The following is a 23,367-nucleotide window of genomic DNA, read 5'->3' on the forward strand; positions in this document are numbered from 1 at the left end:
GCGTGCCCACTAGTCTATGGACTTAGATAGAGGTGAGAAATGTCCGTTCTTGGCACAGAGTAGACGGTCATGTCTCTTTGGAAACAATCTCGCATAGAGCCGACTTTTTAATGCTCGTTCAAACACCCCTACCTTTGCAGAGAACGTCGTAGAACGATCAACACATGAAGCGAAGTATTTAAACCTGCTTTTAGTAACCAGCAACTATTGGTGGTCATTCTGGTGGTCTTGACAGGGAGAGCTTTCAGGTTTAGCTTACTTATTAGCCAGTTACTGGCAAAGGCGATCCCAGTCAGAGGAGCCAAATTTAGAGAAGCCCGCTCAGGGAAACCTGAGCGGGCTTTTTGTTTTTTGGCTTTTTTGACCGGCGGTTATGAGCGAGGAGCGGATCTTTCATTAAAAAAGCTGATGATCTAAGGCCAATAACTTTTCAGAATTCTGATTGTTAATCAGTAATGAACCAGTCCGCCATCAACAGCATACTGGCTGCCGGTCACGTAGGATGCATCGTCGGAAAGGAGGAAGAGTGCAACTGCAGCGGCTTCTTCGGCTGTTCCTGCTCGGCCCAAAGGAACCTGACTCACCACAAAATCCTCGAACTGCTGACGAGATTCTTCAGGCATAAAATGTCTGAAATTGGTCTCAATCGGACCTGGTACCAGTGTATTGGCGCGAATGCCGCGTTCAGCCAATGCAGATGCCCAGCTTTTAACCATCGCCACAACGGCGCCTTTCGTTGCTGCATAAAGGCTGGTCATTGCCGCACCTTCATAAACAGAAGAAGACGAGGTGACAAGAACGGATGCGTTGGGGTTCAGTGAATCGGACAGTGCTGCCAGCTGTAGCATCGGGCCGCGGACATTCGCGTTCATCATGCGGTTAAACGCATCTGCCGTTACAGATTCCACAGAGCCTACTTCTGCGAAGCCAGCATTAAGCCATAACCCATCCAGCGAGCCCCAGCCGCTTATGGCTGTCTGCAACGAGCTTATGTCTGCTTCGCTTGCCGCATCGCTTTTCAGAATAAGCGATGTGTCAGGCAGCAGACTGCGGGCGCGCTCCAGCCTTTCTTCATTGAGCCCTGTAATGGCGACATGACCGCCTTCCCTGACAATGCGTTGAGCCCCCTCCAATCCCATACCGCTTGTACCGCCAGTAATCAGTATGCGTTTTCCCTCAAATCTGCTCACGTTTACCCCCTCATTTGTCTCTAAAATCATCAAATACCTTACGCAAAATGAACATCAGCCGTCATCTGTTTCAACATGAAACTATGAATTTCCGGTTTCGACATCTGCCTGGCACAAAGCGGACAGCTGAGTTGAGCATTGTCCGCAATGAGCGATGAGCAGACGTTACGCATCCCTGCTAACATTGGCTCTGAGCAGTCAGAATTGAACTTAGTGATTCATTGTGAATTCCCGAACGCCTTTGCAGCCAGTCTGATTCGCCGCAACTTTTTGAATTACTGATCCTAATTAATCTGTCCATTGTTGCCATGGTGGCGAAAAACATGAAATTTGAAACCGGATTTATGGTTATGAATCACGATCTTGTTCCCCACACAATAATCGTATGAGGTTTTTATGCTGATAGTGCAGGTTTCAGACATTCACGCCTCACCCGAAAATGACCATCTGTTTCGGTTCGATCAGGTACTAAATTGGCTTACGCATCTACAGCCGGACGTACTGGTAGTTACAGGTGATCTAACAGATGGGCATTGGCAGGAAGGTTATATAAAGATAGCTGACCGTCTGAATCAGCAGAATTACCCTTCGTTGGTCCTGCCGGGTAACTCAGACGACCGCTGTCTGGTACGTTCCGTTTGGGCTGAGAACAAATGGGCGCACGATGCCCAAGGAGAGGCCCTGCACTTCATTCATAACACCAGTGGCATTCGTCTGATTGGTCTGGATTCGACGATTGATTATAAGGATTACGGCAGTGTGACTGACCATCTGGAATGGTTGGATAATCAACTTAGTGACGCATGCTGCCCTCCATCATTGCTGTTTCTGCACCATCACGTATTTGCATCTGGCATACCAACGCTAGACGAAACGATGTGCAGAGGTCTGCCTGAGATGGAAGATTTGATTAGACGCGCCCCGGCCAGACTACTCGCAATTGCTTCAGGCCATGTCCACAGACCAATAGCGAGTACGTTTGCGGGCATACCTGCCTACATTTGTGGCTCCGTTTGCCCGGCTAATCCTGTCTGGTTTGGAACAGTAAACGCTCCTCCTGCGAATGACCCGCCAGCGTTGATGATTCACCGCTACGTCAGTAACTCCCTTACCAGTCATCACGTTTGCGTTTAACTGGTATTCAGAAAAGTATAGACCTCATAGAAAACGACCTGATCCCCAGTGATCAACACATAATGTTGTGCGGGAGCAATGTCTGCTCCTGGCACTTAACCGACAGTTAAACCCCTTTGCATGAAATTTATGATTGGGGTACATCTGCCAGTCTTCTCTTGAGAGGAACACGCGTGCCCGACGTAAACAAACGACAAACGCTCTTATATCAAAACAATAAAGCCCGCACATTTTACGGGCTTTATTGCGAACTTCAAAACCTCACTCACTACATGTGCGCGATCTTCTTCGCATCCAGCGCTTTATGGATCGCAGCTTCCAGTTCGTTGATTTCGAACTTCGCCACGTAACCGTCGGCACCGACTTTGCGCACGTGATCTTCGTTGGCGCTGCCGGACAGGGATGAGTGAATAATTACCGGGATATTTTTCAGGAATTCATCACGCTTGATGTTCAGCGTCAGGGTGAAGCCATCCATTTCCGGCATTTCCAGATCGGTTAATACGAAGGAGATTTTATCGGAGATGGGCAGCCCTGCTGCTTTGCACTCTTCCGCCATTTTGCGGATTTTATTCCAGGCTTCCAGACCGGTCACGTGCATCTGCGCCGGGATCTCCATCATGTTCAGCCCTTTTTCCAGCATCTGACGCGCGACCTTCGAGTCTTCCGCGACAATCGCCACAGTGCCCGGTTTCAGTTTGAACGCGCTGGTTTTCTTCTTGTCCATGTCGATATTGCTGTTAGGGATGATGTCATGCAGGATCTGCTCGACATCGAGCACCAGTGCCAGGCGGTTGCTGGATTTATCGTTATCCAGACGCGCGATACTGGTGATGTTACGGCTCTTCACGCCGGACTCGGCGGCCAGCACCTGACTCCATTCGAGACGCACGATGTCGTCCACGGATTCCACGGCAAACGCCTGCGTGCTGCGGGCATATTCCGTGACCAGCAAAATGTTCAGCCCGGTTTTCGGCACGCAACCGACCACGGCAGGTAAATCAATCACCGGAATAATTTCCCCGCGAATATTCGCCATGCCCATCATCGGCGATGACATTCCTGCCGCTTTGGTCAGTGTTGGCATCGGCACGATTTCGCGCAATTTGAAGACGTTAATACCAAAAAGTTCAGATTGTTCGTCTTCCGGCGAGGTTCCAAGACGGAACAGCAAAAGCTCAAACCGGTTTGATGAAGTGAGATTAGTTCTCTCATCAATTTCTTTCTGAAAATTGTCCATACTTTCCCCATGCCTGTCGTTATTCGTTTTTATCGGTGTTTGCGCTGTGCGTCGTTCGGAAAATAAGGAATTCCGTTCTCTTTTTATCTCAGAGGGACACTGTATTTATCGGCTGTTTTGGGGAAATTCTTTAGCGCGGCAGGAAAATTGAACAGGAAAAACAACCCGGCATCCTGAAAACGCCGGGTCTGCAGAGGGTTAACCGCCGATTTTCACCAGCGTTCTGCCCTGAATTTTATTATTCAGAAAATCTTCTGCATACGCCGGTGCCTGTTCCAGCGTGATTTCTGTTGAGGCCTGCTGATAGAAGCTCTCCGGCAGCGTACTGGCCAGACGTTCCCACACCGCCGTACGGTGTTCAGCGGGCACAGATACTGAATCAACGCCCTGCAAACGCACGTTACGCAGAATGAACGGCATCACAGTGGTTGGCAGACCAAAGCCCCCCGCCAGACCACAAGCTGCCACGCAGCCGCCGTACTTGGTTTGTGCCAGCACTTTAGCCAGCACTTTGTCACCAACGGTATCGACAGCACCGGCCCACAGCTGTTTTTCCAGCGGACGGGTTTCGGCAAAATCATCGCGTGAAAGAATTTCGCTGGCGCCGAGTTTACGCAGGTAATCGTGGGTGGATCCACGTCCGGTCACGGCGGCGACGGTGTAACCGAGGGTATGCAGCAACGCCACGGCGGTGCTGCCGACGCCCCCGCTGGCACCGGTCACAACCACGGTGCCACTGTCCGGCGTGACGCCCGCGTCTTCCAGTGCCATCACGCATAACATGGCAGTGAAACCGGCTGTGCCGATGATCATGGCGTTGCGCGCAGGCAGCGTTTCCGGTAGTGCGACCAGCCAGTCACCTTTGACGCAGGCCTGCTGCGCCAGTCCGCCCCAGTGGTTTTCGCCCACACCCCAGCCTGTGAGGATCACCGCCTGTCCGGCCGAATATCGCGGATCGTTGCTGCTTTTGACATGTCCGGTGAAATCAATGCCCGGCACCATCGGGAACTGACGGATGATTTTGCCCTTGCCGGTGATCGCCAGTGCATCTTTGTAATTAAGCCCTGACCAGCTGATATCCACCAGCACGTCGCCTTCTGCCATTTCCGGCAGTGCGATGTCTTTCACTGTGGCCAGCGTAGCGTTGTCTTGTTGTTCGAGAACCAATGCTTTCATTTTTTTCCCTTTAGTTTTCAGGAGATTGATATTGTGTTGTCGTCAGCCATGCGATTGCCAACGTAATGATTGCAGGTGCTGTTTTGGAGTTATGTAAAAAGCTAATTTTGGGAATAACCGAATTTATGAACGAAGACTGCGTCGGAAATACGCCCAGAACTGATCCAGCGGTTCGGCGGAGCGAAACAGCTTTGCGCGCATCACCGCGCCTTCCCAGCCTGACCAGAAGATTTGCGCCAGCTGTTCCGGCGATGCTTGCGTTAAGAGTGTGGCGCTGATTTCGCCGCTTTGCTGAGCCTCACGCAAACAGGCTGCAATCCGGCTTTCCCAGTCGCCAAGAATAGCTTTCAGCTTTTCCGGAAAATCTTCAGGCAACAGCGCGGACTCCTGGAGCAGGTTCCCCACCAGGCAGCCGCGTGTGAAACTGAACTTCGCCATTCCCTGCCCGGCATGTCGTACAAAGGCGTCGATGCGGCTTAAAGGTGACATTGTCACGTCCAGCAGAAACTTATCCAGCCGGTGAGCAAAGAAATTGCCGTAAGCGTCCAGCACCGTCATGCCGAAATCCTGCTTACTTTTGAAATAGTGATAAAACGAGCCTTTCGGTACGGCGATATTTTTAATCACCGCGTCGATACCTGCCGACAAATATCCCATCTCGGTGATCACTTCCAGCCCGGAGCGGATCAGCGCTTCGCGGGTATCAATAAACTCGCGCTCACTCCTTGGCGGACGCCCGCGGCGCGGCTTGTTCAGGGTTTGTGGATCTGCGGTAAGGTCAGCATTCATCATTTAGACCGGTCGTTTATTAATTGCGGAAAGCCTACGCCGAATCGTTTTCACAGGCAAGCACACCTGTCTTTCCTGTCCCATTTTCCCTGCAAAGCAAAAGGCCCGCACGGTGTTACCGGAGCGGGCCTTTTGTACTGATTTGTATGTTGTAACTATTTTTCGTTCACTGTCTCGCGGCGGGTTTCCTGCACGCTGTAACGGTTGGTTTTAAACGGAATATCCAGCCGCTCGCGCAGGGTTTGCGCCTCTGAAGGATGCCAGTAACCACGCGCCGCCAGCACCGGCAGAACCAGCCGGGTGATATCGTCGAGCGCCTCCGTGAGCACCGGTCCGCTGATGATAAAGCCGCTGGCGCCACCCTCTTCCACCCAGCGGATCAGGCGGTCAGCCACCTGTTCCGGCGTACCGAAGAATTCACCGCGCGGCAGCGTAGTCTGATACGCCACTTCGCGCAGCGTCAGGTTCTGTTCCTGCGCCAGTTTCTTGATGCTGTCGGTGGTAGAACGGAAGGTATTCTGACCCAAATCCCCCAGTTCAGGGAACGGACCGTCCAGCGGATACTGACTGAAATCATGATGGTCGAAGAAGCGTCCGAGATACGCCAGCGCGTCATCGGGTGAAAGCAGAGAAAGCAGATACTGATATTTGGCCTCCGCTTCCTCTTCTGTTTTGCCGACTATCGGGCTGATGCCGGGGAAAATCCCCACCGGATGACGGCCATTTTTCGCGACCTGCACCTGCAGTTTTGCGGCGTACTCCTGCGCTTCTTCCAGCGTGCGGGCATTGGTGAAAACCGCATCGGCAGATTTTCCTGCCAGCGCGATACCGGCATCAGAGGCACCGGCCTGGAAAATCACCGGCTGTCCCTGCGGCGAACGCTGGATATTCAGCGGCCCTTCCACCGAGAAAAATTGCCCCTGATGATTCAGTTTGTGCAACTTCGCCGCATCAAAAAACACGCCGCTTTCACGGTCACGCACAAACGCGCCGTCTTCCCATGAATCCCACAGCCCCTGCACCACATTGATATATTCTTCCGCAATCTGATAACGCAGCGCGTGTTCAGGATGATCTTTGCCGAAATTTTTCGCGGAGCCGGCCAGCGGCGACGTCACCACGTTCCAGCCCGCACGCCCCTGACTGATATTGTCGACGGACGCCAGCTGACGCGCCACGGTAAACGGGTCGCTGTAGGACGTTGAAATGGTGCCCGCCAGACCAATGCTGTGCGTGGCTGACGCCAGCGCCGACAACAGCGCCACCGGTTCGAAACGATTCAGAAAGTGCGGCAGCGATTTTTCGTTGATGTGCAGACCGTCGGCGACAAACAGAAAATCAAATCCCGCCGCTTCGGCTCGCAAGGCTAAATCGCGGAAATATGGAAAGTTCACGCTGGCATCGGCAGGTGCTTTTTCATGTCGCCACGAATTCATATGTCCGCCCGCACCGTGCAGCATCAGACCCAGCTTAATACTCTTTGAATCGCTCATGAAATCTCCTTAATGCTGGCCTGCCAGCAATTCGATGGACTTCAGACGCACCGCGGCATCTGTCAGTGGGGTGTGGATCACAAATTCATTCACGCAAAGCCGGCGCTGAATATCGCGCAACTGTTGATGGATATCGCCGGGCGTGCCGTGCAACACGCTGAGCTTCTGCTGCTCAATCTGATAATGCGTAGCGCCGGCCTGTTGCACAAAGGCCTCCGACTGTTCGCGGGTGCCCACCGTGACATGCCGGTCGCCGACAGTGACACGAAAATTATGTTGCTCAGCCACCAGCGCCGCGGCCTGTTCGCGGGTTTCTGCTGCAAGAACCGCCAGGCTGACCAGCGCCTGCCCTTGTCCTGCAGAGTATTCGTGATAAGCCAGCACGGATTCCGTCATCACCTGTTCCGAGGTATTGATAAAACCGGCGAAGACAAAATTCCAGCCCAGTGATGCCGCCAGTCGTGCGCTTTCCGGGCTGGCACCCAGCAGAAATCGCTGCGGAATCACGGACGGACGCGGCAACGCACGGGCTTCCTTGCCGGCCAGATGGTCATCAAGATGCGTCAGATAATGCGTCAGTTGCTGTAACTGCGCGGGAAATCCGGGAGCGGAATCTGCAGGTGCATGACCACGTAAGGCTTTGGTGGATAGCGGTAAACCGCCAGGCGCTTTGCCGATACCGATATCCACGCGATCCGGCGCCAGTGACGCCAGCAGATGGAAATTCTCCGCCACTTTATACGGGCTGTAATGTTGCAGCATCACGCCGCCTGAACCGATCCGCAGCCGGGATGTGTGCGCCAGCAACCAGGCAATCAGCACTTCCGGCGAACTGCCTGCCAGCCTGTCGGTATCGTGATGTTCTGAAACCCACAGGCGGTGATAACCCAGCGCTTCGGCTTTTTGCGCGAAAGTGAGCGTCGCTTCCAGCGCCTGCGCCGCAGTCTGCCCGTCGTTGATCGGGCTTTGATCTAATAAACTCAGTCGGTAATTCACCTGCGCATCCCTTTTATCCATTGTGACAAAAAGAGTTCCATGAAATACGTCCAAAGCTAAATAATAAAAACACGTTTCTATAGTCAGTATTTTGCTATGCGGTTGTCTGAAAAAAGGAGTGTGCAAAATGACTATAAATTATAGCGACTGAGTATTTAGTTATTCTCATCAGTCTGACTAGCATGAAATGACCTGCTTCTTTAAAACATTCATTCTCAGATAATAAGGTTATTTCACCATGAGTATTTCACTTGCCGAAGAAACGAAAAACACCGCACAAACAAATGCATCAGATTTGGAAAAGCAACTCATCGCCTGGCGCCGTGAATTACATCAGCATCCGGAATTATCCAATCAGGAATTTGTCACCACGCAAAAAATCACGCAGTGGCTGAATGCCGCCGGGATCCGCATTTTATCCCTCGGATTGCAAACCGGCGTGGTGGCGGAAATCGGACCGGAAACAGGTCCGGTGGTGGCGCTTCGCGGTGACATCGATGCGCTGCCGATAGAAGAAACGTCCGGCGTGCCGTTCAGCTCGCAGCAACCCGGTGTGATGCATGCCTGCGGACACGATTTCCATACCTCAGTAATTCTGGGTGCCGCCCATCTGCTCAAAGCAAGGGAAGACCAGTTACCAGGCCGCGTACGGTTGTTTTTCCAGCCAGCAGAAGAACGGTTTGGTGGCGCGTCGCAACTGATTAAGGCCGGTGCGCTGGAAAATGTGGATGCTATTTTTGGTCTGCACAATGCGCCTGAATTACCGGTCGGCACCTTCTCCACCAAAGGCGGCGCGTTCTACGCCAACGTTGACCGTTTCCAGATAACCGTCACCGGCAAGGGCGCGCACGCTGCGCATCCGGAGGAAGGCGTGGACAGCATCGTCACCGCCAGCCATATCGTGACCGCATTGCAAACGGTGGTCAGCCGCAATGTCAGCGCACAGGAGGCGGCGGTGGTCAGCGTGACACGCATTGAAGGCGGCAATACGTGGAACGTGCTACCGCAATCCGTCGAGCTGGAAGGTACGGTACGCACCCACAACAGCGAAATCCGTGAGCAAATTCCGCAGCGTATTCGCAAAGTCATCGCGGGTGTCGCGGACGCGCTCGGCGCTAAAGCCGAATTACACTGGTTTGGCGGGCCGCCGGCGGTAGTCAATACGCCGCGCTGGGCCGAGTTCAGCCTGAAAGCGGCAGACGAATTTGGCTATAAAACCGAAGTCGCGCAGGCACAAATGGGCGGTGAGGATTTTGCGTTTTACCTGCATCACGTACCGGGTGCGTTTGTCAGCATCGGCTCGGCCAGTGATTTCGGTTTGCATCATCCTCAATTTAATCCCGACGAATCGGCTATTTATCCGGCGGCAGAATATTTCCAGCAACTGGCTGAAAAAGCACTGGATGAATTAACCGAAAAATAAGAAAGTCTTTTTTATTTAACAGCGATTCGCCCGGTTATTCCGGGCGATTTCTGCGTTAACCAGGTTGACTAAAAAAAGAAGGCCTTAAAAGGAATTTGAAATTTTAAGGATTTGTCAGCGGCACGTATGCCATTGTCATTTACAGATTAACCTTACGGTTAAATTTTGATGGAGAATCAACCAGCACACCATCAGCACCTAACTGTACTGCCTGCTGATAATCTTCAGGCGTATTGATATTGAAAAGTATGATATGGGCTCCTGATTTGGCATGAAAACATTTCATGGCATTTTCATCCCAGATGAGTGTAGAGGGTGAATGTCCTTCTCCAAGGGTGAACTTTTCAGCCACATCAACCTCACGCTTCAATTCTAATCCATACCAGCGTTCCGCACTTTCCTCTGAACTGATACCACACTGATGAGCCAGCAGAATATTGGCCAGCGTTGTTCGTGTGTGATCCCTGCTGATAAAACGCTGAACATCTTTTGGTAATGCATTCAGGTATTTTTCATCCGTTGAATATACACGGGTTCTTTGCAAGCTTTTTGTGTCACGGAGCACCTTTCCCAGCGCTTTTGCAAGCGTGTCCGGTGAGGCGTCAGGAGATTTGATATCGATAAAGAATTTCGTTTTTGGCCATTTCGTTAAGACACTTTCTAACGTCGGAATAGAAATCCCTTTATTTCTGTAAAGGAAGTCAGGTGCACCATAGTAATACCCTGCATCAGCAGTGGCTAACTGATCTGCATTGAAGGATGAAACCGGACCCGTATAATTAGTCAGCGTTTTTAAATCAGAGGGCCGATACAATACAGGTATTTCATCTTTGCTCATCTGAACGGTTATCCAGACAGCATCTGCATTATTTTGCAGCGCTTTTGTGATGGCTAAAACAGTATTTTCCGGTGCATCCCCTGTTCCTCCGCGATGCGCTATTATTTCGGGGCTGGCACAGACTTGCGTGGCAACAGCAAGGAAAAACAATGTTGACAGTAATTTTTTACACATATAATCTCCGTATACTAAATTGATCCATTATTTTCAAATAAGACTCACTGCAGGGAATACTCTATATCTTCAACCCTGATGTTATTTTTCATTCATCATCGCGACTCTGGCGCGTATTTTATTTTCAAGTTGATCAATTATTTTATCATTGTCAAAACGTTCTTTTTGACGCACTCCTCCCTCATAAAAACTGCTTTTGTTATGGCCTCCCGCAACCCCTAGCGTTGATACTAATGCTTCACCCGGACCATTCACGACACACCCGATAATTGAAACATCCATTGGCAGGGTAATATCTTCCAGACGCTGTTCCAGTTCATTAACTGTTTTAATCACATCGAATTCCTGCCGGGAACAAGTTGGACAGGCAATAAAGTTAATACCACGGGAGCGAATACGCAGAGATTTTAAAATATCGAATCCTACCTTCACTTCTTCGACAGGGTCAGCGGCGAGAGAGACGCGCAGGGTATCGCCAATCCCCTCTGACAGCAGCATGCCAAGTCCAATCGCCGATTTTACGGAACCACTGCGTAATCCGCCTGCTTCAGTGATCCCCAGATGCAGAGGTTGTACAATTTGTGCGGCCAGCAGACGGTATGACTGTACCGCCAGAAAAACATCTGACGCTTTTACACTGATTTTAAACATATCAAAATTCAGGCGATCCAGAATATCTACATGTCGCATTGCAGACTCCAGCAAGGCTTCCGGTGTGGGTTCGCCATACTTTTCCTGAATATCTTTTTCCAGTGAACCACCATTGATGCCGATACGAATGGGTATATTTTTATCGCGAGCGCAATCAACGACTGAGCGAATACGGGCTTCATTACCAATATTGCCGGGGTTTATTCTCAGACAATCAGCGCCATATTTTGCGACCTGCAACGCTATCCGATAGTCAAAATGGATATCAGCAATTAACGGAACCTCTACTTGCTCTTTAATCTTTCTAAATGCCTCCGCCGCATCCATAGTGGGAACGGATACACGGACAATATCTGCCCCTGCTTTTTCCAGAGCATTAATCTGGCTTACCGTGCCCCGACATCATTGGTGTTGGTATTGGTCATCGACTGTACTGTTATTGGTGAATCTCCGCCAACAGGCACCTTGCCCACATAGAGTAATGTTGATTTACGTCTTACGATTGGACTTTTTTGGGCATCGTTCAAGGGATATATCCTTATAAATAAAAAATCAGGGAAATTTAAAAAACACTTCCGAATGAAAGTTTATTCTACGTGCTTCAGTGGATTGACCTATACCGATAAATGTTAATATTTTAAGGTGAATCTCAAAAATAACATGTTCTTCTTTATTTTTCGTTTTGAAAAGCTTACCCAAAAGGTATCAATAATCTTGCTGGTCTTTATCACTATCACTTATGTTTCGTCGTAGTCTTATGCGCATGGCATTTCTATTTTAGCTATTTGATTATTTAATTTTGTTGTTTTACATCCCTGTAACACTCGTGAATAGTGAACGCATCACCTCACGGTCATCACCACTTAAAATAAGAATGCAGGGTAAAAATAATAATGATGAAACATAGCGTAACCATCACCGCCACCGCCATCGCGGCAATATTAAGTTTTTCATCAGCAGCATACGCCGCGCCAGGTATTGATCTGGTGGCGAATGAAACCCCGATTAATACGCCAAAAAGCCCGGAAGCCGTGGCAAAGATCCCGGCAAATTTTAAGTTTGTCGAACCGGGCACACTGACCGTGGCACTGGCGGTACTCGGCAGCGCCCCGCCGTTCGGGTTGTATGCCCGTGATAACAAAACCGTGATCGGCAGCGAAGCAGACATCGCGCGGCTGGTGGCGGATGGTTTAGGTCTGAAACTCAAAGTGGTGCCTGCTTCATGGGAAGACTGGCCGCTGGGCGTAACGTCAGGGAAATATGACGCCGCCATCTACAACATCACTGTCACTAAAGATCGCAAAACTAAGTTTGATTTCGCCACCTATCGTCAGGACACGCTGGGCTTTTACGTGAAAAGCGACAGCAAAATCACGTCCATTACTTCTGCACCGGATATCGCCGGTAAACGCATCATTGTCGGTTCCGGCACCAATCAGGAAGCCGTTTTGCTGGCCTGGGACAAAGAGAATCAGGCTAAAGGATTACCGGCGCTGAAACCGCAATATGTCACTGACGACGCCGCCGCCACGCTGGCGATCCAGTCCGGCCGCGCCGACGCCACTTTCGGGCCAAACGTCACCGGTGCGTATAAAGCATTGCTGACCGGCAAAACCAAACTGGTCGGCACCGTGCCGGGCGGCTGGCCGAAAACGGCCAATATCGCGGTGACGCTGAAAAAAGGTAACGGACTGGTGGATGCCGTGCAGGCGTCGCTCAACAGCGCCATTGCCAGCGGGGCTTATATCAAAGTGCTGGATCGCTGGGGTGAAAGCGTCGAAAAAATCGATCATTCAGAAATTAACCCGCCGGGACTGGGCGATTAATCAGAGGACGCCACGATGAGCGAAGACGTATTTATCCAGACCGTAGCGGAAGACCCGCTGATTGCGCCGGTAATTCAGGGTTTATTCGGCGAATACCGTGAACGTTACGGCGACTATTTTGCCAGCAAGGAACCTGAGGATGACAGCGTGTTCGCCCGGCCCGACGGTGCATTTATTGTCCTGCTGAGAAACGGCGCGCCCATTGCGATGGGCGCGTATAAGCGGTACGACGCCGACACCGCCGAGCTGAAACGCATCTGGACGCACCGGTCGCTGCGCCGTCAGGGGCTGGCACAGAAAATATTGCATGAACTGGAACGCCGCGCTGCCGCTTACGGTTATCGTCAGGTGTTTCTCACCACCGGTTTCCGCCAGCCGGAAGCGGTCGGGTTGTACTTATCTCACGGTTATCAGCCGCAGTTCGATACGCGACTGGATCCGGAGGTGTATTCAAGACCACCTTATGACGGTCGTCTGCCGTTCACCAAAAAACTGACCGCCGACGTTCCTGTGTCGTAATCAGCAGCAAACAGAAAGAGAAAGACTATGAGCGAAAATGCCCCTTCATCTGTGAATCATCCCCCGCTGAAAGTGGTGCCGGCACGCTATCCGTGGCGGCTGGCCGGTGCCGTCTTTTCGGCGTTTATTCTGCTCGGGATTATTCAGTCGATTGCGACAAATTCCCGCTGGGAATGGGGCGTGTTCCGGCAATGGTTTTTTGATCCGGTGATTTTATCGGGTCTGGGCAAGACACTGTTACTCACTCTGCTCGGCACCCTGTTTGGCGTAATTTTCGGCACGGCTCTCGCCCTCGCCCGGCTGTCGAAATCTTATCTGCTGAATGCGCTGGCCTGGGGCTACATCTGGCTGTTCCGTTCCCTGCCGCTGTTGCTGGTATTGATCATCCTCTACAACTTTTCCTATCTGTACGACAACCTGTCACTGGGCATTCCGTTCACCACAATCTCCTTTTTCAGCACGCCAACCGTTGATTTGCTGGATCAGTTTTCAGTTGCCGTTCTCGGCCTTTCGCTGGTGCAATCTGCCTATACGGCAGAGATTATCCGCGGCGGGATTTTAGGCGTTGAGCACGGGCAGCATGAAGCCGCCGCTGCGCTGGGATTACCGGCTTACCGTCGCACCTTCCGTATTATTTTGCCGCAGGCGCTGCGCTCCATTCTGCCGACCGGTTTTAATGAAGTGATTAGCCTGGCGAAGGGCACGTCGATTGTGTATGTGCTGTCGATGCCCGAACTGTTTTATACCGTGCAGGTGATTTACAACCGCACGCAGCAGGTGATTCCGTTGCTGATGGTGGCGACGATCTGGTACCTGCTGATCACCACCGTGCTGTCAGTGTTGCAGTATTACGTCGAACGTTATTTCTCCCGCGGCACCGTTCGTCAGGTCGCGCCGACTCCGTTGCAGCGTCTGCGTCAGTGGCGCGTCGCCCGTCCTCAGTAAAGGGAAAATCCTATGTCCGAAGCCTTTGATTTATTCGTTAACCGCCCGGCAGATGCTCCCGCAGAACCCCTGTTTGTGCATAAACCACACAGCGCGACTGTCGGGCGCATCGACATCAGCAATCTGAGTAAATATTACGGCGCACACAAGGCGCTGGATAACGTCAGTCTGAGCATCGAGCCGGGCACGGTGACGGTGATCCTCGGCCCTTCCGGCTCGGGTAAATCCACCCTGCTGCGTACCATTAATCATCTGGAACGGGTTGATGAAGGTTTTATCCAGATTGATGGCGATTACATCGGTTACCGGCGCAAGGGCGACACGCTGTACGAACTGAAAGAACGCGCCATTCTCAAGCAACGCACTCATGTCGGGTATGTGTTCCAGAATTTCAATTTATTCCCGCACATGACCGTGCTGGATAACATTATCGAAGCGCCGGTGGTGCATGGATTGCTGAGCCGCAAACAGGCCATCGCCCGTGCGTATGAACTGCTCGACACCGTCGGCCTGCGTGAAAAAGCACTGGCGTGGCCGCGCCATCTTTCAGGCGGACAGCAGCAGCGTATCGCCATTGCCCGCGCGCTGGCACTGAATCCGAAAGTCATGTTATTTGATGAACCCACGTCAGCGCTGGATCCCGAACTGGTCGGCGAGGTGCTGGATGTGATCAGAAAGCTGGCGCAGTCAGGTGTCACGCTGGTGGTAGTGACCCATGAAATTGGCTTCGCCCGTCAGGTGGCCGATCAGGTGGTGTTTATGGTGGATGGCGCGGTGGTGGAAACCGGCAGCGCGGCGCAGGTGCTCGACCGTCCACGCCATGCACGTACCCGCAGGTTTCTGGAAAAAGTGCTGTAAATAGGGCTGGCTGGTGATTTTCACAGAGGAAAGCCCGGACAGCCGCCGGGCTTTTTTTACGGAAACAAGGGAGGAATTATGAGTACGCGTGCAGAGTATGTTTACACAGTTCTGAACGCACGCAATCCTCTTTGCCAAACTGAATGATGCCGACCATCTCGTCTTCTTCGAAGCGGGACATTGCATCGCTGAGCCCCGATACTACGCCGCGTGGTAAATCGCACTGGGTAATATCACCGTTAACTATCACCGTCACGTTTTCACCGAGACGGGTCAGGAACATTTTCATCTGACTGGCCGTGACATTCTGGGCTTCATCCAGAATAACCACTGCATTTTCGAAAGTACGCCCGCGCATATAAGCGAATGGCGCAATTTCAACTTTGCCTATTTCCGGTCGCAAGCAATATTGCAGGAATGATGAGCCCAGGCGACGTAATAAGATGTCGTAAACCGGACGGAAATAAGGCGCGAACTTCTCAGAAATATCACCAGGTAAGAAACCGAGATCTTCATCGGCCTGCAATACCGGACGCGTCACAATAATCCTGTCAATTTCTTTGTGAATTAATGCCTCTGCCGCTTTCGCAGCGCTGATAAATGTTTTGCCGCAGCCTGCTTCGCCGGTGGCAAAAATTAACTGCTTATTCTCTATGGCTGATAAGTAATGACCTTGAGCTTCAGTACGCGCTTCGATGACGGAAGTATCGCGACTGTCGCGAGCCATTCCGATCGATTCCAAACCGCCCATCTGTACCAATGACGTCACAGACTCTTCCTCGCGCTGGCGGTGACTGCGTGAATCATTACGAATAACACGTTTTGCTTCACGACGAGCTTTGATCACTGCTTTCTGTCTTCCCATAGTGGCACCTTACAGTTTGATTCACTTAACGCTAAGGCATAATGCCCGCACGGTTATGTTTCACTAACAAATGAGGTTTTGGTCTCCTTTTAGACCAAGTAGAGCCAATGAATAACGTGAAGAGGAAAATAAACCCCGGGGACTGGATAATAATCTCCTGGTTGTTTTCTGTTCACGAGGAGGCATTGTCAATGTCGTCAATAATGACAAACCGCTGAACCATAAAATGAAATATCCAGGATAAAAGCCAGTGATATTCACATCATTTCTGTCAACACTTGAAGGGTCAGTTAAAGAACAGGGTTGAAGTTGCGTGGATGATGTTTTTTGTAAAAAACGGTAGGAATAAACTGAAAATGATGGCGTTAATATTGGAGAGTCGGTGGCCTTGCCCTCGTTTGCATTTAAGCGACAACAACGAGTGAAGGAGTAAAACATGTTATTTTCGATCACCAGCCCAAACATGGACTTTACCATTCGCGCTCCCCGCAGTGTTATTAACGGCACCTGCCGTACACCTTGTGAAAACTTGTCTTGTACATCTTAAAAAGTATCGCTTTATAATTTCAGTATAATGACAGCTGAAATATTTGCGTTACCAAAATGTAAAAAAGTTTGTGGCTGACGTCAATAGGATCACGCGGATCTTTTTCAGATCCTCCGCTGGCACGCATAATTTTCCTCAGCTCAGCAGATTATTTTTCTTTTCATTGATGAAGTAACTGTTAATGCCATCCGCCAGCGCACGGGCCATTTTCTCCTGGAAGACCGGTTCCCCGAGCAGTTTTTCTTCCTGCTTATTGGTGATGAAAGAGGTTTCCACCAGCACAGAGGGAATGCGTGGCGATTTCAAAACCGCAAAACCTGCCTGCTCCGGATGCGGGCTGTGCATGTGATGGACTTTGACAATATTCTCGGCAAGATGAGTGCCAAATTCCATGCTGCGGTGAATGGTTTCGTGCTGGTCGAGATCAAACAGCGTTTCTTTAAGATATTGATCATCCGTCTTAAAATCGTTGTCGTACAGCACGTCTGCGCTGTTTTCACTTTGCGATAAATACCGCGCCATCGCGCTGCCTGCGCCGTGCTCTGACAGGGCAAATACCGACGCGCCCGACACCTGATCGTTGGTAAAACCGTCGGCGTGAATGGAAATAAACAGGTCCGCCTGGTGCTGATGCGCCAGACTGACGCGGTGATACAGCGGGATAAACACGTCGTCCTGGCGTGTCAGCACCGCGTGAATACCGTGCTGTTGGTCCAGCAACGTTTGCAGCCGTCTTGCGATGTGCAGCACCACATGTTTTTCGTAAGTGCCTTCGTTACCGATCGCCCCCGGATCCTTACCACCATGACCGGGATCGATCATCACCAGCAGGGGTTTCTCTGCGTGCGGTGTGGTGGCCGTAACGGGGATTGCCTGCGGAAAATTTTGCGCGGCATTCTGTTCAGTGACCGAGACTTTCAGCACGCCATTCTCCGTGCTGCGCGTAATCACCGGTTTACCCTTCACCTGCAACACAATACGCGCCACCTCCGGGCTGAAATGAGCAATGCGCCCTTCTGCCACCCACGGGAATTTCTGCCGCACCACAGTAAGCGCATGTTCCAGTTCTGGCGGGAACGACACCATCGGCATGTCGATCACCACCCGCTCCGGCGCGCTGAGCACAAACACGCGACAACGCTTATCCGCTGCCGGTAATTCCAGGTGGATCTGACTGGCATCCGACGTCATGGTGATGCGCACCGCCTTTTGCGCAGCGTAAAGCCGCGGTGCCGTCAGCGACAGTCCGATACCGAAAATCAGCAGTTTTCTGCGGGAATAATTGATGGTCATAGCAATCTCAGAGAAGGCGTCGTGATAAATCATTTTCGCGATTTATCATCATGACATTACTGAGATTTTCAGGAATGAAGCGGAGTATTAACAGGTCGTGAATTGCGTAACCAGGCGTAAAAAGGATTTCAGGATTGAGTTCCTCATTTGCAGCTGAGGAACAGGCTGTCGTTCTGCTCCCTCCCCTGCGAAGGGGAAGGAAGAAAATTACGCTTCAATTAATGATTGTCCGAGGTAATGACTTTCATCTTTATTCCCCGGTAAGGTGAAGAAAAAGCCTCCGCCATTCGGTCGGATATATTCTTCCAGCGCTTCGCCATTCAGGCGTTTCTGCACCGTCAGAAATCCTTTTTCCAGGTCATGCTGATAACAGACAAAAATCAGCCCCATTTCCAGCTGGCCGGAATTGGTCACACCCAGCGAATAACTGTAACCACGGCGCAGCATCAGGTTGTCGTCAGTTTCCCTGGTGCGCGGATTCGCCAGCCTGATATGCGCGTCCAGCGGGATCACTTTGCCTTCCGGGTCCTTGGTGTAATCGGGCACATCGTGCTCTTTTTCCATACCCAGTGGCGCGCCGCTGGCTTTATGGCGACCAAAAATGGATTGCTGTTCCTGCAACGGCGTGCGGTCCCAGAATTCTACCTTGAACGGGATCAGACGAGTGGCCTGATAACTGCCGCCGAGCGTCCACGCCGGTTCGCCCTGATCTGACGTCACCCAGATGGCTTTATCCATCAGCGGCTTGTCTCTGGAATCAGGATTGGCTGTGCCGTCTTTGAATCCCAGCAGGTTAATCGGCGTCTCTTTGCCCTGACTGCGCGCGGCATGGGAAGAAATAAAGCCGTCACGGCGCCAGCGCACGCTGAGTAAATCCGGCGTGTATTTGATGATGTCGCGCAATGCGTGAACCACGGTATCGCTGTTGTTGGCGCAGATTTGCAATGACAGGTCACCGTGACACAATTTCGCATCGAGGGAGTCATTCGGAAAACGCGTCATGCGCTGTAATTTCAGTGGCTTATGCGGTGCCAGTCCAAAGCGTTCATCAAACAGCGATTCGCCAACGGACAATGTCATGGTCAGATTATCGGGATAAATTTCAGCGCCCATTACCCCGGAATCCATCGGCGGGAATTTAGGATCGAGAGATGGCGCGGTGCCGCCGGTGGTCAGAAAAGCAAAACGGGAATCCAGCAGACGAAATAAACGCTCCAGATCCGCTTTATTGGTGGCCAGCACGTCAAAGGATACCAGCATCATCGAGGCCTGCTGCGGCGTTAAAATTCCCGCCTGATGTTCGCCATAATACGGTTGCTTGCCCCAGCGTTCGTCGGGGGAAACGGTGCCTGGCGTATATTCTTTTTTGGCTCCGGGTGTTTTCTCAGCCTGCGCAGTCGCTGCGCCGCCCAGGGCAAATGCCCCGCCTAACAATCCCACGCCTTTTAACAAGCTGCGGCGGGAAGAAGAAATGTCGTCCTGATTATTGTTTTTGTGACTCATTGTTATGCCTCGGTATAACGCTCCTCCCCCTGCGAAGGGGGAGAAGTTCTTATCAATCTAAACCAAGTACGCCACGCAGTTTAGCCAGATCTTCGGCCAGCGTAGTGATAGGGCCTTTCATGGCGTTACGGTCTGCATCGGACAGTTTTTCGTAATTCTCGTAGCCGTCTTTGGTTTTGTATTTATCCAGCAGGGTATCGACAGTTTTGAAGTTCGCGTCGATTTTATCCAGCAGCGGCTTGTCAGATTTTTCCAGCAGCGGACGCAGCAGGTTTACGATTTTCTGCGCGCCGTCGAGGTTAGCGCGGAAATCCCACAGGTCGGTGCGGCTGTAACGGTCTTCTTCACCGCTGATCTTGCTGGCTGCCACTTCTTCGATAAGCCCTGCCGCGCCGCCAACCACTTTACTCGGCGGGAAAGTCAGGTCAGTGATGCGTTTTTGCAGATCAACCGTGTCGGTATACAGCTTGTCAGCAAAAGGCGCCGCGCCCTGGGTGGTTTTATCTGCGAAGAGGATTTTCTCCAGACGGTGGAAACCGGTGAAGTTAGGATCTTCCGCTTTTTTCTCGAAATCGTCTTCACGGGCATCAATGCTGCCGTCCAGATCTGAGAACAATTCCGCGATTGGCTCGATGCGCTCATAGTAAACGCGGGTCGATGCATACAGGGACTGCGCTTTCGCCAGGTCGCCTTTCTTAATAGCATCAGTGAACGCTTTGGTGTGGGAAACCAGTTCGCCAACCTGCTGAGTCACATACACTTTATATTCTGCAATCGGCCCGACCAGCGCCATCGCGTCCGGTTTAGCGGAAGCCGCTGCGCCTTCTGCAGTCACGGTCAGTTTGCCCTTCGGATTGCTCCGCAGTCCGCAGGTCATGTCATATTCGCCCGGCTCCAGATTAGCGGTCATTTTCTGAGTGAAGCCCGGTGCGACGTTTTCACGCTCTTCCACCACCATCACGCCTTTCAGAATTTCCCATTCCAGGTTTTTCTGGCTGTCGTTGTGGATAACAAACTGTGTTTTACCGGCCGGCACGCTCAGCGCCATCGGTTCACACTGTTTATCGTTCACAGTAATTTTGACCTGACGAACGTCGGTTGCCAGTACGTTAGCGCTCAGCGCAAAAGCCGGCAGAGACAGCAGTGCAATCTGTAAAGCTTTACGGCGAAAATGTGGCATGTACAACTCCATGGCAAAAGCAAAGTGATAAACAGGTTTATACAAGTAACTTTAAACAGTGAACTTCACACAATTAACGTTGTGTTTTTTGCCCGGCAGAGGCCGTGGCGGCCACAGAGGATTTTCCCTGAGGCATGAAAAAGAAGAACAGCGCCGGGATCAGATACAGGAAATAGACCAGCACTTCGCTCACACTTGGCGCTTCCTGATAACCAAACATCCCTTCCAGCAAGGTACCGAACAGAGAGTGCGTGGAGAGCGTATTGCTTAAATCAAAAGCGACATCCTGCAAACCGTTCCACAATCCCGCTTCGTGGAAGGCGCGGATCGCACCCGCCGCCAGACCGGCTGCCACAAACAGGATAAACAGGCTGGTCCATTTGAAAAATTTTGCCAGATGCAGTTTCACACCACCGTAGTAGATAAGGAAACCCAGCACGATGGCGGCGCCCAGCCCCAGCATTGCGCCGATCGGCGCTGCGATCCCTACGTCTTGCTGGAAAGCAGCCAGCAGGAAAAACACCGATTCCAGGCCTTCACGGGCGACGGCAAAAAACACCATCGCCACCAGCGCCCAGCCCTGCCCGCGCCCGGAGTTGAGCGCATTATCAATCGCGCCTTCCAGATGCACCTTGATAGAACGCGACACTTTGCGCATCCAGAACACCATGTAAGTCAGAATGCACACCGCGACCACGGCCACGATGCCTTCAAATAATTCCTGCTGTTTTTGCGGAAACTCACCGGTGGTGGCGTTAATGAAAAGCCCCAGCGCCAGACATAACGCCGCCGCGACGAACACGCCAATCCAGACCACACCGAGCCACTGCCCGCGTTGCGTCCGTTTTAGATAGCTGGCGATCAGGCTGACAATCAGCGCCGCTTCCAGCCCTTCGCGAAACATAATGAGAAACGGAACGAACATAGCGATAACTCCTGACCCCGTTGATCGGCAAAAACTGTAAGGGCTCTGTAAAGAAAAGTAAAAAGAAACGATAGTGATTATCATTCTTGCCAAAAGAAATACAAGAGGTAACCGGCCCTTTTTTGCAGGCGTCCACGCAAATGCGCATGAAATGACAGAGCGGGACTTTCTTTAATAAGATGCGTGGTGACAAGTATGGGGAAAAGTGTGGCGGGAGGGAGTGAGAAACGGGGTCAGACGACCCCGTTCTGCCTTATTGTAATGGCATGATACGCCGCGTATTAAATGGTGTTGTATTCTGCTTCCGCCGTCGTGAAACGCTCTTCCACCGCAGCAGAAGGTTTACGTCCCATCAGGCTGACAATCCAGATAGCCAGCGAGGCGAAGATAAAGCCCGGAATGATTTCGTACAGTTCAGTCCAGCCGTATTGTTTCCACAGGATAACGGTGACGGCACCCACGATCATGCCTGCCAGCGCGCCGTTACGCGTCATGCGTTTCCACATCACCGAAATCAGGATAACCGGACCAAACGCCGCACCGAAACCGGCCCACGCGTAGCTCACCAGACCCAGCACCCGGTTCTCAGGATTGGCTGCCAGCGCAATCGCCACCAGCGCGACAACCAGTACCATCAAGCGGCCAATCCACACCAGTTCACGCTGACTCGCGCCTTTGCGCAGGAACGCTTTGTACAAGTCTTCAGTGATCGCGCTCGAACATACCAGCAGCTGGCAGCTCAGGGTACTCATCACCGCGGCCAGAATGGCTGACAGCAAAATACCGGCGATCCACGGGTTGAACAGGATTTTCGCCAGTTCGATGAATACGCGCTCACCGTTTTGCGTCACGTTGCCCGCTTCGCCCGGATTATTGCTGAAGTACGCAATCCCGAAGAAGCCCACCGCAATGGTGCCCGCCAGACACAGAATCATCCAGGTCATGCTGATGCGACGTGCGCTGCGGATAGTGCGGTGAGAATCGGCGGCCATAAAACGCGCCAGAATATGTGGCTGACCGAAATAGCCCAGCCCCCAGCCCAGCAGTGACAAAATCGCTACCAGATTCATGCCTTTAAACATATCGGTGTATTCAGGGTTTTTAGCCTGAATCACCATCATGGAGGTATCAATGCCGCCCACGGCGAGGATAACGATCACCGGCGTGAGGATCAGCGCGAAAATCATCAGGCTGGCCTGCACGGTATCTGTCCAGCTGACCGCCAGAAAACCGCCGATAAAGGTATAAACGATGGTCGCTGCTGCACCGGCCCACAGCGCAGTCTGATACGTCATGCCAAAGGTGCTTTCAAACAGACGCGCACCGGCGACAATGCCGGAAGCACAATAAATGGTGAAGAACACCAGAATCACGATCGCCGAGATAATACGCAGCAGCTTGCTGGAATCCTCAAAACGATGGGTGAAGTAATCCGGTAACGTCAGCGCATTATTATTGGCTTCGGTATGCACACGTAAGCGCCCCGCCACCAGTTTCCAGTTCAGATACGCACCGATCGTCAGACCAATCGCAATCCAGCTTTCTGAAATTCCGGAAATAAAAATCGCGCCCGGTAACCCCATTAACAACCAGCCGCTCATATCTGAAGCCCCGGCGGAAAGCGCCGTGACCACGCTGCCTAAACTGCGTCCCCCCAGAATATAATCATCAAAGTTTTTGGTTCGTAAATACGCGATGAGCCCTATCAAAATCATCCCGAAAATATAAACACAAAACGTCACCAGCATCGGTGTGTTCATTGTCATTGTTATCTCCACTTTCTTCTTATTTGCGATGTTGTC

At 51.7% G+C, this 23,367-nt stretch carries 19 protein-coding genes and 1 pseudogene; 6 read left to right on the forward strand and 14 right to left on the reverse strand.

The genetic code is table 11. The features are described from left to right. Positions 1–449: 449 nt before the first annotated feature. The gene (locus J1778_RS11085; protein WP_217173261.1) at positions 450–1,190 is read right to left on the reverse strand and encodes an SDR family oxidoreductase; all 741 of its coding nucleotides are present in this window, start codon (positions 1,188–1,190) and stop codon (positions 450–452) included. Between the two features lie 396 nt (positions 1,191–1,586). Between J1778_RS11085 and J1778_RS11090 the strand changes: the two genes are divergently transcribed. Next, positions 1,587–2,324 carry a metallophosphoesterase gene (locus tag J1778_RS11090; RefSeq protein ID WP_217173193.1) on the forward strand — a complete coding sequence of 246 codons (738 nt, stop codon included), beginning with the start codon at positions 1,587–1,589 and terminating at the stop codon, positions 2,322–2,324. A 268-nt stretch (positions 2,325–2,592) separates the two neighbouring features. Here J1778_RS11090 and J1778_RS11095 read toward each other — a convergent pair whose 3' ends face one another. From J1778_RS11095 to J1778_RS11115, 5 genes are all read right to left on the reverse strand, one after another. Further along, entirely contained in the window at positions 2,593–3,564 is a 972-nt protein-coding gene (locus J1778_RS11095) for a chemotaxis protein (protein ID WP_217173194.1), read from the reverse strand. Positions 3,565–3,762: 198 nt separating this feature from the next. After that, positions 3,763–4,740: an acrylyl-CoA reductase (NADPH) gene (gene acuI, locus J1778_RS11100; protein WP_217173195.1), complete on the reverse strand. Its 978-nt coding sequence runs from the start codon at positions 4,738–4,740 to the stop codon at positions 3,763–3,765. Between the two features lie 123 nt (positions 4,741–4,863). Further along, positions 4,864–5,532, reverse strand: coding sequence for an acrylate utilization transcriptional regulator AcuR (gene acuR, locus J1778_RS11105; RefSeq protein WP_217173196.1), 669 nt, complete (start codon positions 5,530–5,532; stop codon positions 4,864–4,866). Positions 5,533–5,684: 152 nt separating this feature from the next. Then, entirely contained in the window at positions 5,685–7,022 is a 1,338-nt protein-coding gene (locus J1778_RS11110) for an LLM class flavin-dependent oxidoreductase (RefSeq protein WP_217173197.1), read from the reverse strand. Between the two features lie 9 nt (positions 7,023–7,031). Then, positions 7,032–8,018, reverse strand: a complete 987-nt coding sequence (locus J1778_RS11115; protein ID WP_217173198.1) for an MsnO8 family LLM class oxidoreductase — start codon at positions 8,016–8,018, stop codon at positions 7,032–7,034. A 238-nt stretch (positions 8,019–8,256) separates the two neighbouring features. Here J1778_RS11115 and J1778_RS11120 point away from each other — a divergent pair, with 238 nt between their 5' ends. Next, the gene (locus tag J1778_RS11120; protein ID WP_217173199.1) at positions 8,257–9,441 is read left to right on the forward strand and encodes a M20 peptidase aminoacylase family protein; all 1,185 of its coding nucleotides are present in this window, start codon (positions 8,257–8,259) and stop codon (positions 9,439–9,441) included. Positions 9,442–9,580: 139 nt separating this feature from the next. Here the strand turns inward: J1778_RS11120 and J1778_RS11125 are convergent, their stop codons facing one another. Together J1778_RS11125 and ispG are read right to left on the reverse strand one after the other, a co-directional pair. Beyond that, entirely contained in the window at positions 9,581–10,453 is an 873-nt protein-coding gene (locus tag J1778_RS11125; protein ID WP_217173200.1) for a glycerophosphodiester phosphodiesterase family protein, read from the reverse strand. A gap of 81 nt (positions 10,454–10,534) precedes the next feature. Next, positions 10,535–11,631: pseudogene (gene ispG, locus J1778_RS11130) on the reverse strand (flavodoxin-dependent (E)-4-hydroxy-3-methylbut-2-enyl-diphosphate synthase). Between the two features lie 366 nt (positions 11,632–11,997). Here ispG and J1778_RS11135 point away from each other — a divergent pair. Genes J1778_RS11135 through J1778_RS11150 form a run of 4 tightly spaced genes read left to right on the forward strand, consistent with a single transcriptional unit; the run spans position 11,998 to position 15,252 of the window. Beyond that, on the forward strand, positions 11,998–12,930 hold the full coding sequence (locus J1778_RS11135; protein WP_420804075.1) for an ABC transporter substrate-binding protein: 933 nt from the start codon (positions 11,998–12,000) through the stop codon (positions 12,928–12,930). Between the two features lie 15 nt (positions 12,931–12,945). Further along, positions 12,946–13,449, forward strand: coding sequence for a GNAT family N-acetyltransferase (locus J1778_RS11140; protein WP_217173201.1), 504 nt, complete (start codon positions 12,946–12,948; stop codon positions 13,447–13,449). A gap of 27 nt (positions 13,450–13,476) precedes the next feature. Then, positions 13,477–14,394 carry an amino acid ABC transporter permease gene (locus J1778_RS11145; RefSeq protein ID WP_159282097.1) on the forward strand — a complete coding sequence of 306 codons (918 nt, stop codon included), beginning with the start codon at positions 13,477–13,479 and terminating at the stop codon, positions 14,392–14,394. A 12-nt stretch (positions 14,395–14,406) separates the two neighbouring features. Then, a complete protein-coding gene (locus J1778_RS11150; RefSeq protein ID WP_238484663.1) occupies positions 14,407–15,252 on the forward strand; it encodes an amino acid ABC transporter ATP-binding protein in 846 nt (281 codons plus the stop codon). Positions 15,253–15,328: 76 nt separating this feature from the next. On the opposite strand, the gene phoH is transcribed toward J1778_RS11150, so the two are convergent. The 6 genes from phoH to putP form a co-directional block, all read right to left on the reverse strand. Next, positions 15,329–16,117 carry a phosphate starvation-inducible protein PhoH gene (gene phoH, locus J1778_RS11155; protein ID WP_112289210.1) on the reverse strand — a complete coding sequence of 263 codons (789 nt, stop codon included), beginning with the start codon at positions 16,115–16,117 and terminating at the stop codon, positions 15,329–15,331. A gap of 682 nt (positions 16,118–16,799) precedes the next feature. Then, positions 16,800–17,990 carry an N-acetylmuramoyl-L-alanine amidase gene (locus J1778_RS11160; RefSeq protein ID WP_238484664.1) on the reverse strand — a complete coding sequence of 397 codons (1,191 nt, stop codon included), beginning with the start codon at positions 17,988–17,990 and terminating at the stop codon, positions 16,800–16,802. Positions 17,991–18,164: 174 nt separating this feature from the next. Next, positions 18,165–19,460 carry an iron uptake transporter deferrochelatase/peroxidase subunit gene (efeB, locus tag J1778_RS11165; protein ID WP_217173202.1) on the reverse strand — a complete coding sequence of 432 codons (1,296 nt, stop codon included), beginning with the start codon at positions 19,458–19,460 and terminating at the stop codon, positions 18,165–18,167. Between the two features lie 52 nt (positions 19,461–19,512). After that, positions 19,513–20,640: an iron uptake system protein EfeO gene (efeO, locus tag J1778_RS11170; protein WP_420804076.1), complete on the reverse strand. Its 1,128-nt coding sequence runs from the start codon at positions 20,638–20,640 to the stop codon at positions 19,513–19,515. Positions 20,641–20,713: 73 nt separating this feature from the next. Next, positions 20,714–21,565 carry an iron uptake transporter permease EfeU gene (efeU, locus tag J1778_RS11175; protein WP_217173203.1) on the reverse strand — a complete coding sequence of 284 codons (852 nt, stop codon included), beginning with the start codon at positions 21,563–21,565 and terminating at the stop codon, positions 20,714–20,716. Between the two features lie 281 nt (positions 21,566–21,846). Beyond that, positions 21,847–23,331 (reverse strand): sodium/proline symporter PutP, encoded by a 1,485-nt coding sequence (gene putP, locus J1778_RS11180; protein ID WP_217173266.1) that lies wholly within the window; start codon positions 23,329–23,331, stop codon positions 21,847–21,849. Positions 23,332–23,367: the final 36 nt, after the last annotated feature.

Source organism: Rahnella bonaserana (genome assembly GCF_019049675.1).
Taxonomy (GTDB): Bacteria; Pseudomonadota; Gammaproteobacteria; order Enterobacterales; family Enterobacteriaceae; genus Rahnella; species Rahnella bonaserana.

What these genes read in the sequence shown, in the direction of transcription:
- J1778_RS11090 (WP_217173193.1), top strand. Translation starts at nt 1,587, where the DNA reads ATGCTGATAGTGCAGGTTTCAGACATTCACGCCTCACCCGAAAATGAC.
- J1778_RS11095 (WP_217173194.1), bottom strand. Translation starts at nt 3,564, where the DNA reads ATGGACAATTTTCAGAAAGAAATTGATGAGAGAACTAATCTCACTTCA.
- acuI (WP_217173195.1), bottom strand. Translation starts at nt 4,740, where the DNA reads ATGAAAGCATTGGTTCTCGAACAACAAGACAACGCTACGCTGGCCACA.
- acuR (WP_217173196.1), bottom strand. Translation starts at nt 5,532, where the DNA reads ATGATGAATGCTGACCTTACCGCAGATCCACAAACCCTGAACAAGCCG.
- J1778_RS11110 (WP_217173197.1), bottom strand. Translation starts at nt 7,022, where the DNA reads ATGAGCGATTCAAAGAGTATTAAGCTGGGTCTGATGCTGCACGGTGCG.
- J1778_RS11120 (WP_217173199.1), top strand. Translation starts at nt 8,257, where the DNA reads ATGAGTATTTCACTTGCCGAAGAAACGAAAAACACCGCACAAACAAAT.
- J1778_RS11125 (WP_217173200.1), bottom strand. Translation starts at nt 10,453, where the DNA reads ATGTGTAAAAAATTACTGTCAACATTGTTTTTCCTTGCTGTTGCCACG.
- J1778_RS11135 (WP_420804075.1), top strand. Translation starts at nt 11,998, where the DNA reads ATGATGAAACATAGCGTAACCATCACCGCCACCGCCATCGCGGCAATA.
- J1778_RS11140 (WP_217173201.1), top strand. Translation starts at nt 12,946, where the DNA reads ATGAGCGAAGACGTATTTATCCAGACCGTAGCGGAAGACCCGCTGATT.
- J1778_RS11145 (WP_159282097.1), top strand. Translation starts at nt 13,477, where the DNA reads ATGAGCGAAAATGCCCCTTCATCTGTGAATCATCCCCCGCTGAAAGTG.
- J1778_RS11150 (WP_238484663.1), top strand. Translation starts at nt 14,407, where the DNA reads ATGTCCGAAGCCTTTGATTTATTCGTTAACCGCCCGGCAGATGCTCCC.
- phoH (WP_112289210.1), bottom strand. Translation starts at nt 16,117, where the DNA reads ATGGGAAGACAGAAAGCAGTGATCAAAGCTCGTCGTGAAGCAAAACGT.
- J1778_RS11160 (WP_238484664.1), bottom strand. Translation starts at nt 17,990, where the DNA reads ATGATTTATCACGACGCCTTCTCTGAGATTGCTATGACCATCAATTAT.
- efeB (WP_217173202.1), bottom strand. Translation starts at nt 19,460, where the DNA reads ATGAGTCACAAAAACAATAATCAGGACGACATTTCTTCTTCCCGCCGC.
- efeO (WP_420804076.1), bottom strand. Translation starts at nt 20,640, where the DNA reads ATGCCACATTTTCGCCGTAAAGCTTTACAGATTGCACTGCTGTCTCTG.
- efeU (WP_217173203.1), bottom strand. Translation starts at nt 21,565, where the DNA reads ATGTTCGTTCCGTTTCTCATTATGTTTCGCGAAGGGCTGGAAGCGGCG.
- putP (WP_217173266.1), bottom strand. Translation starts at nt 23,331, where the DNA reads ATGACAATGAACACACCGATGCTGGTGACGTTTTGTGTTTATATTTTC.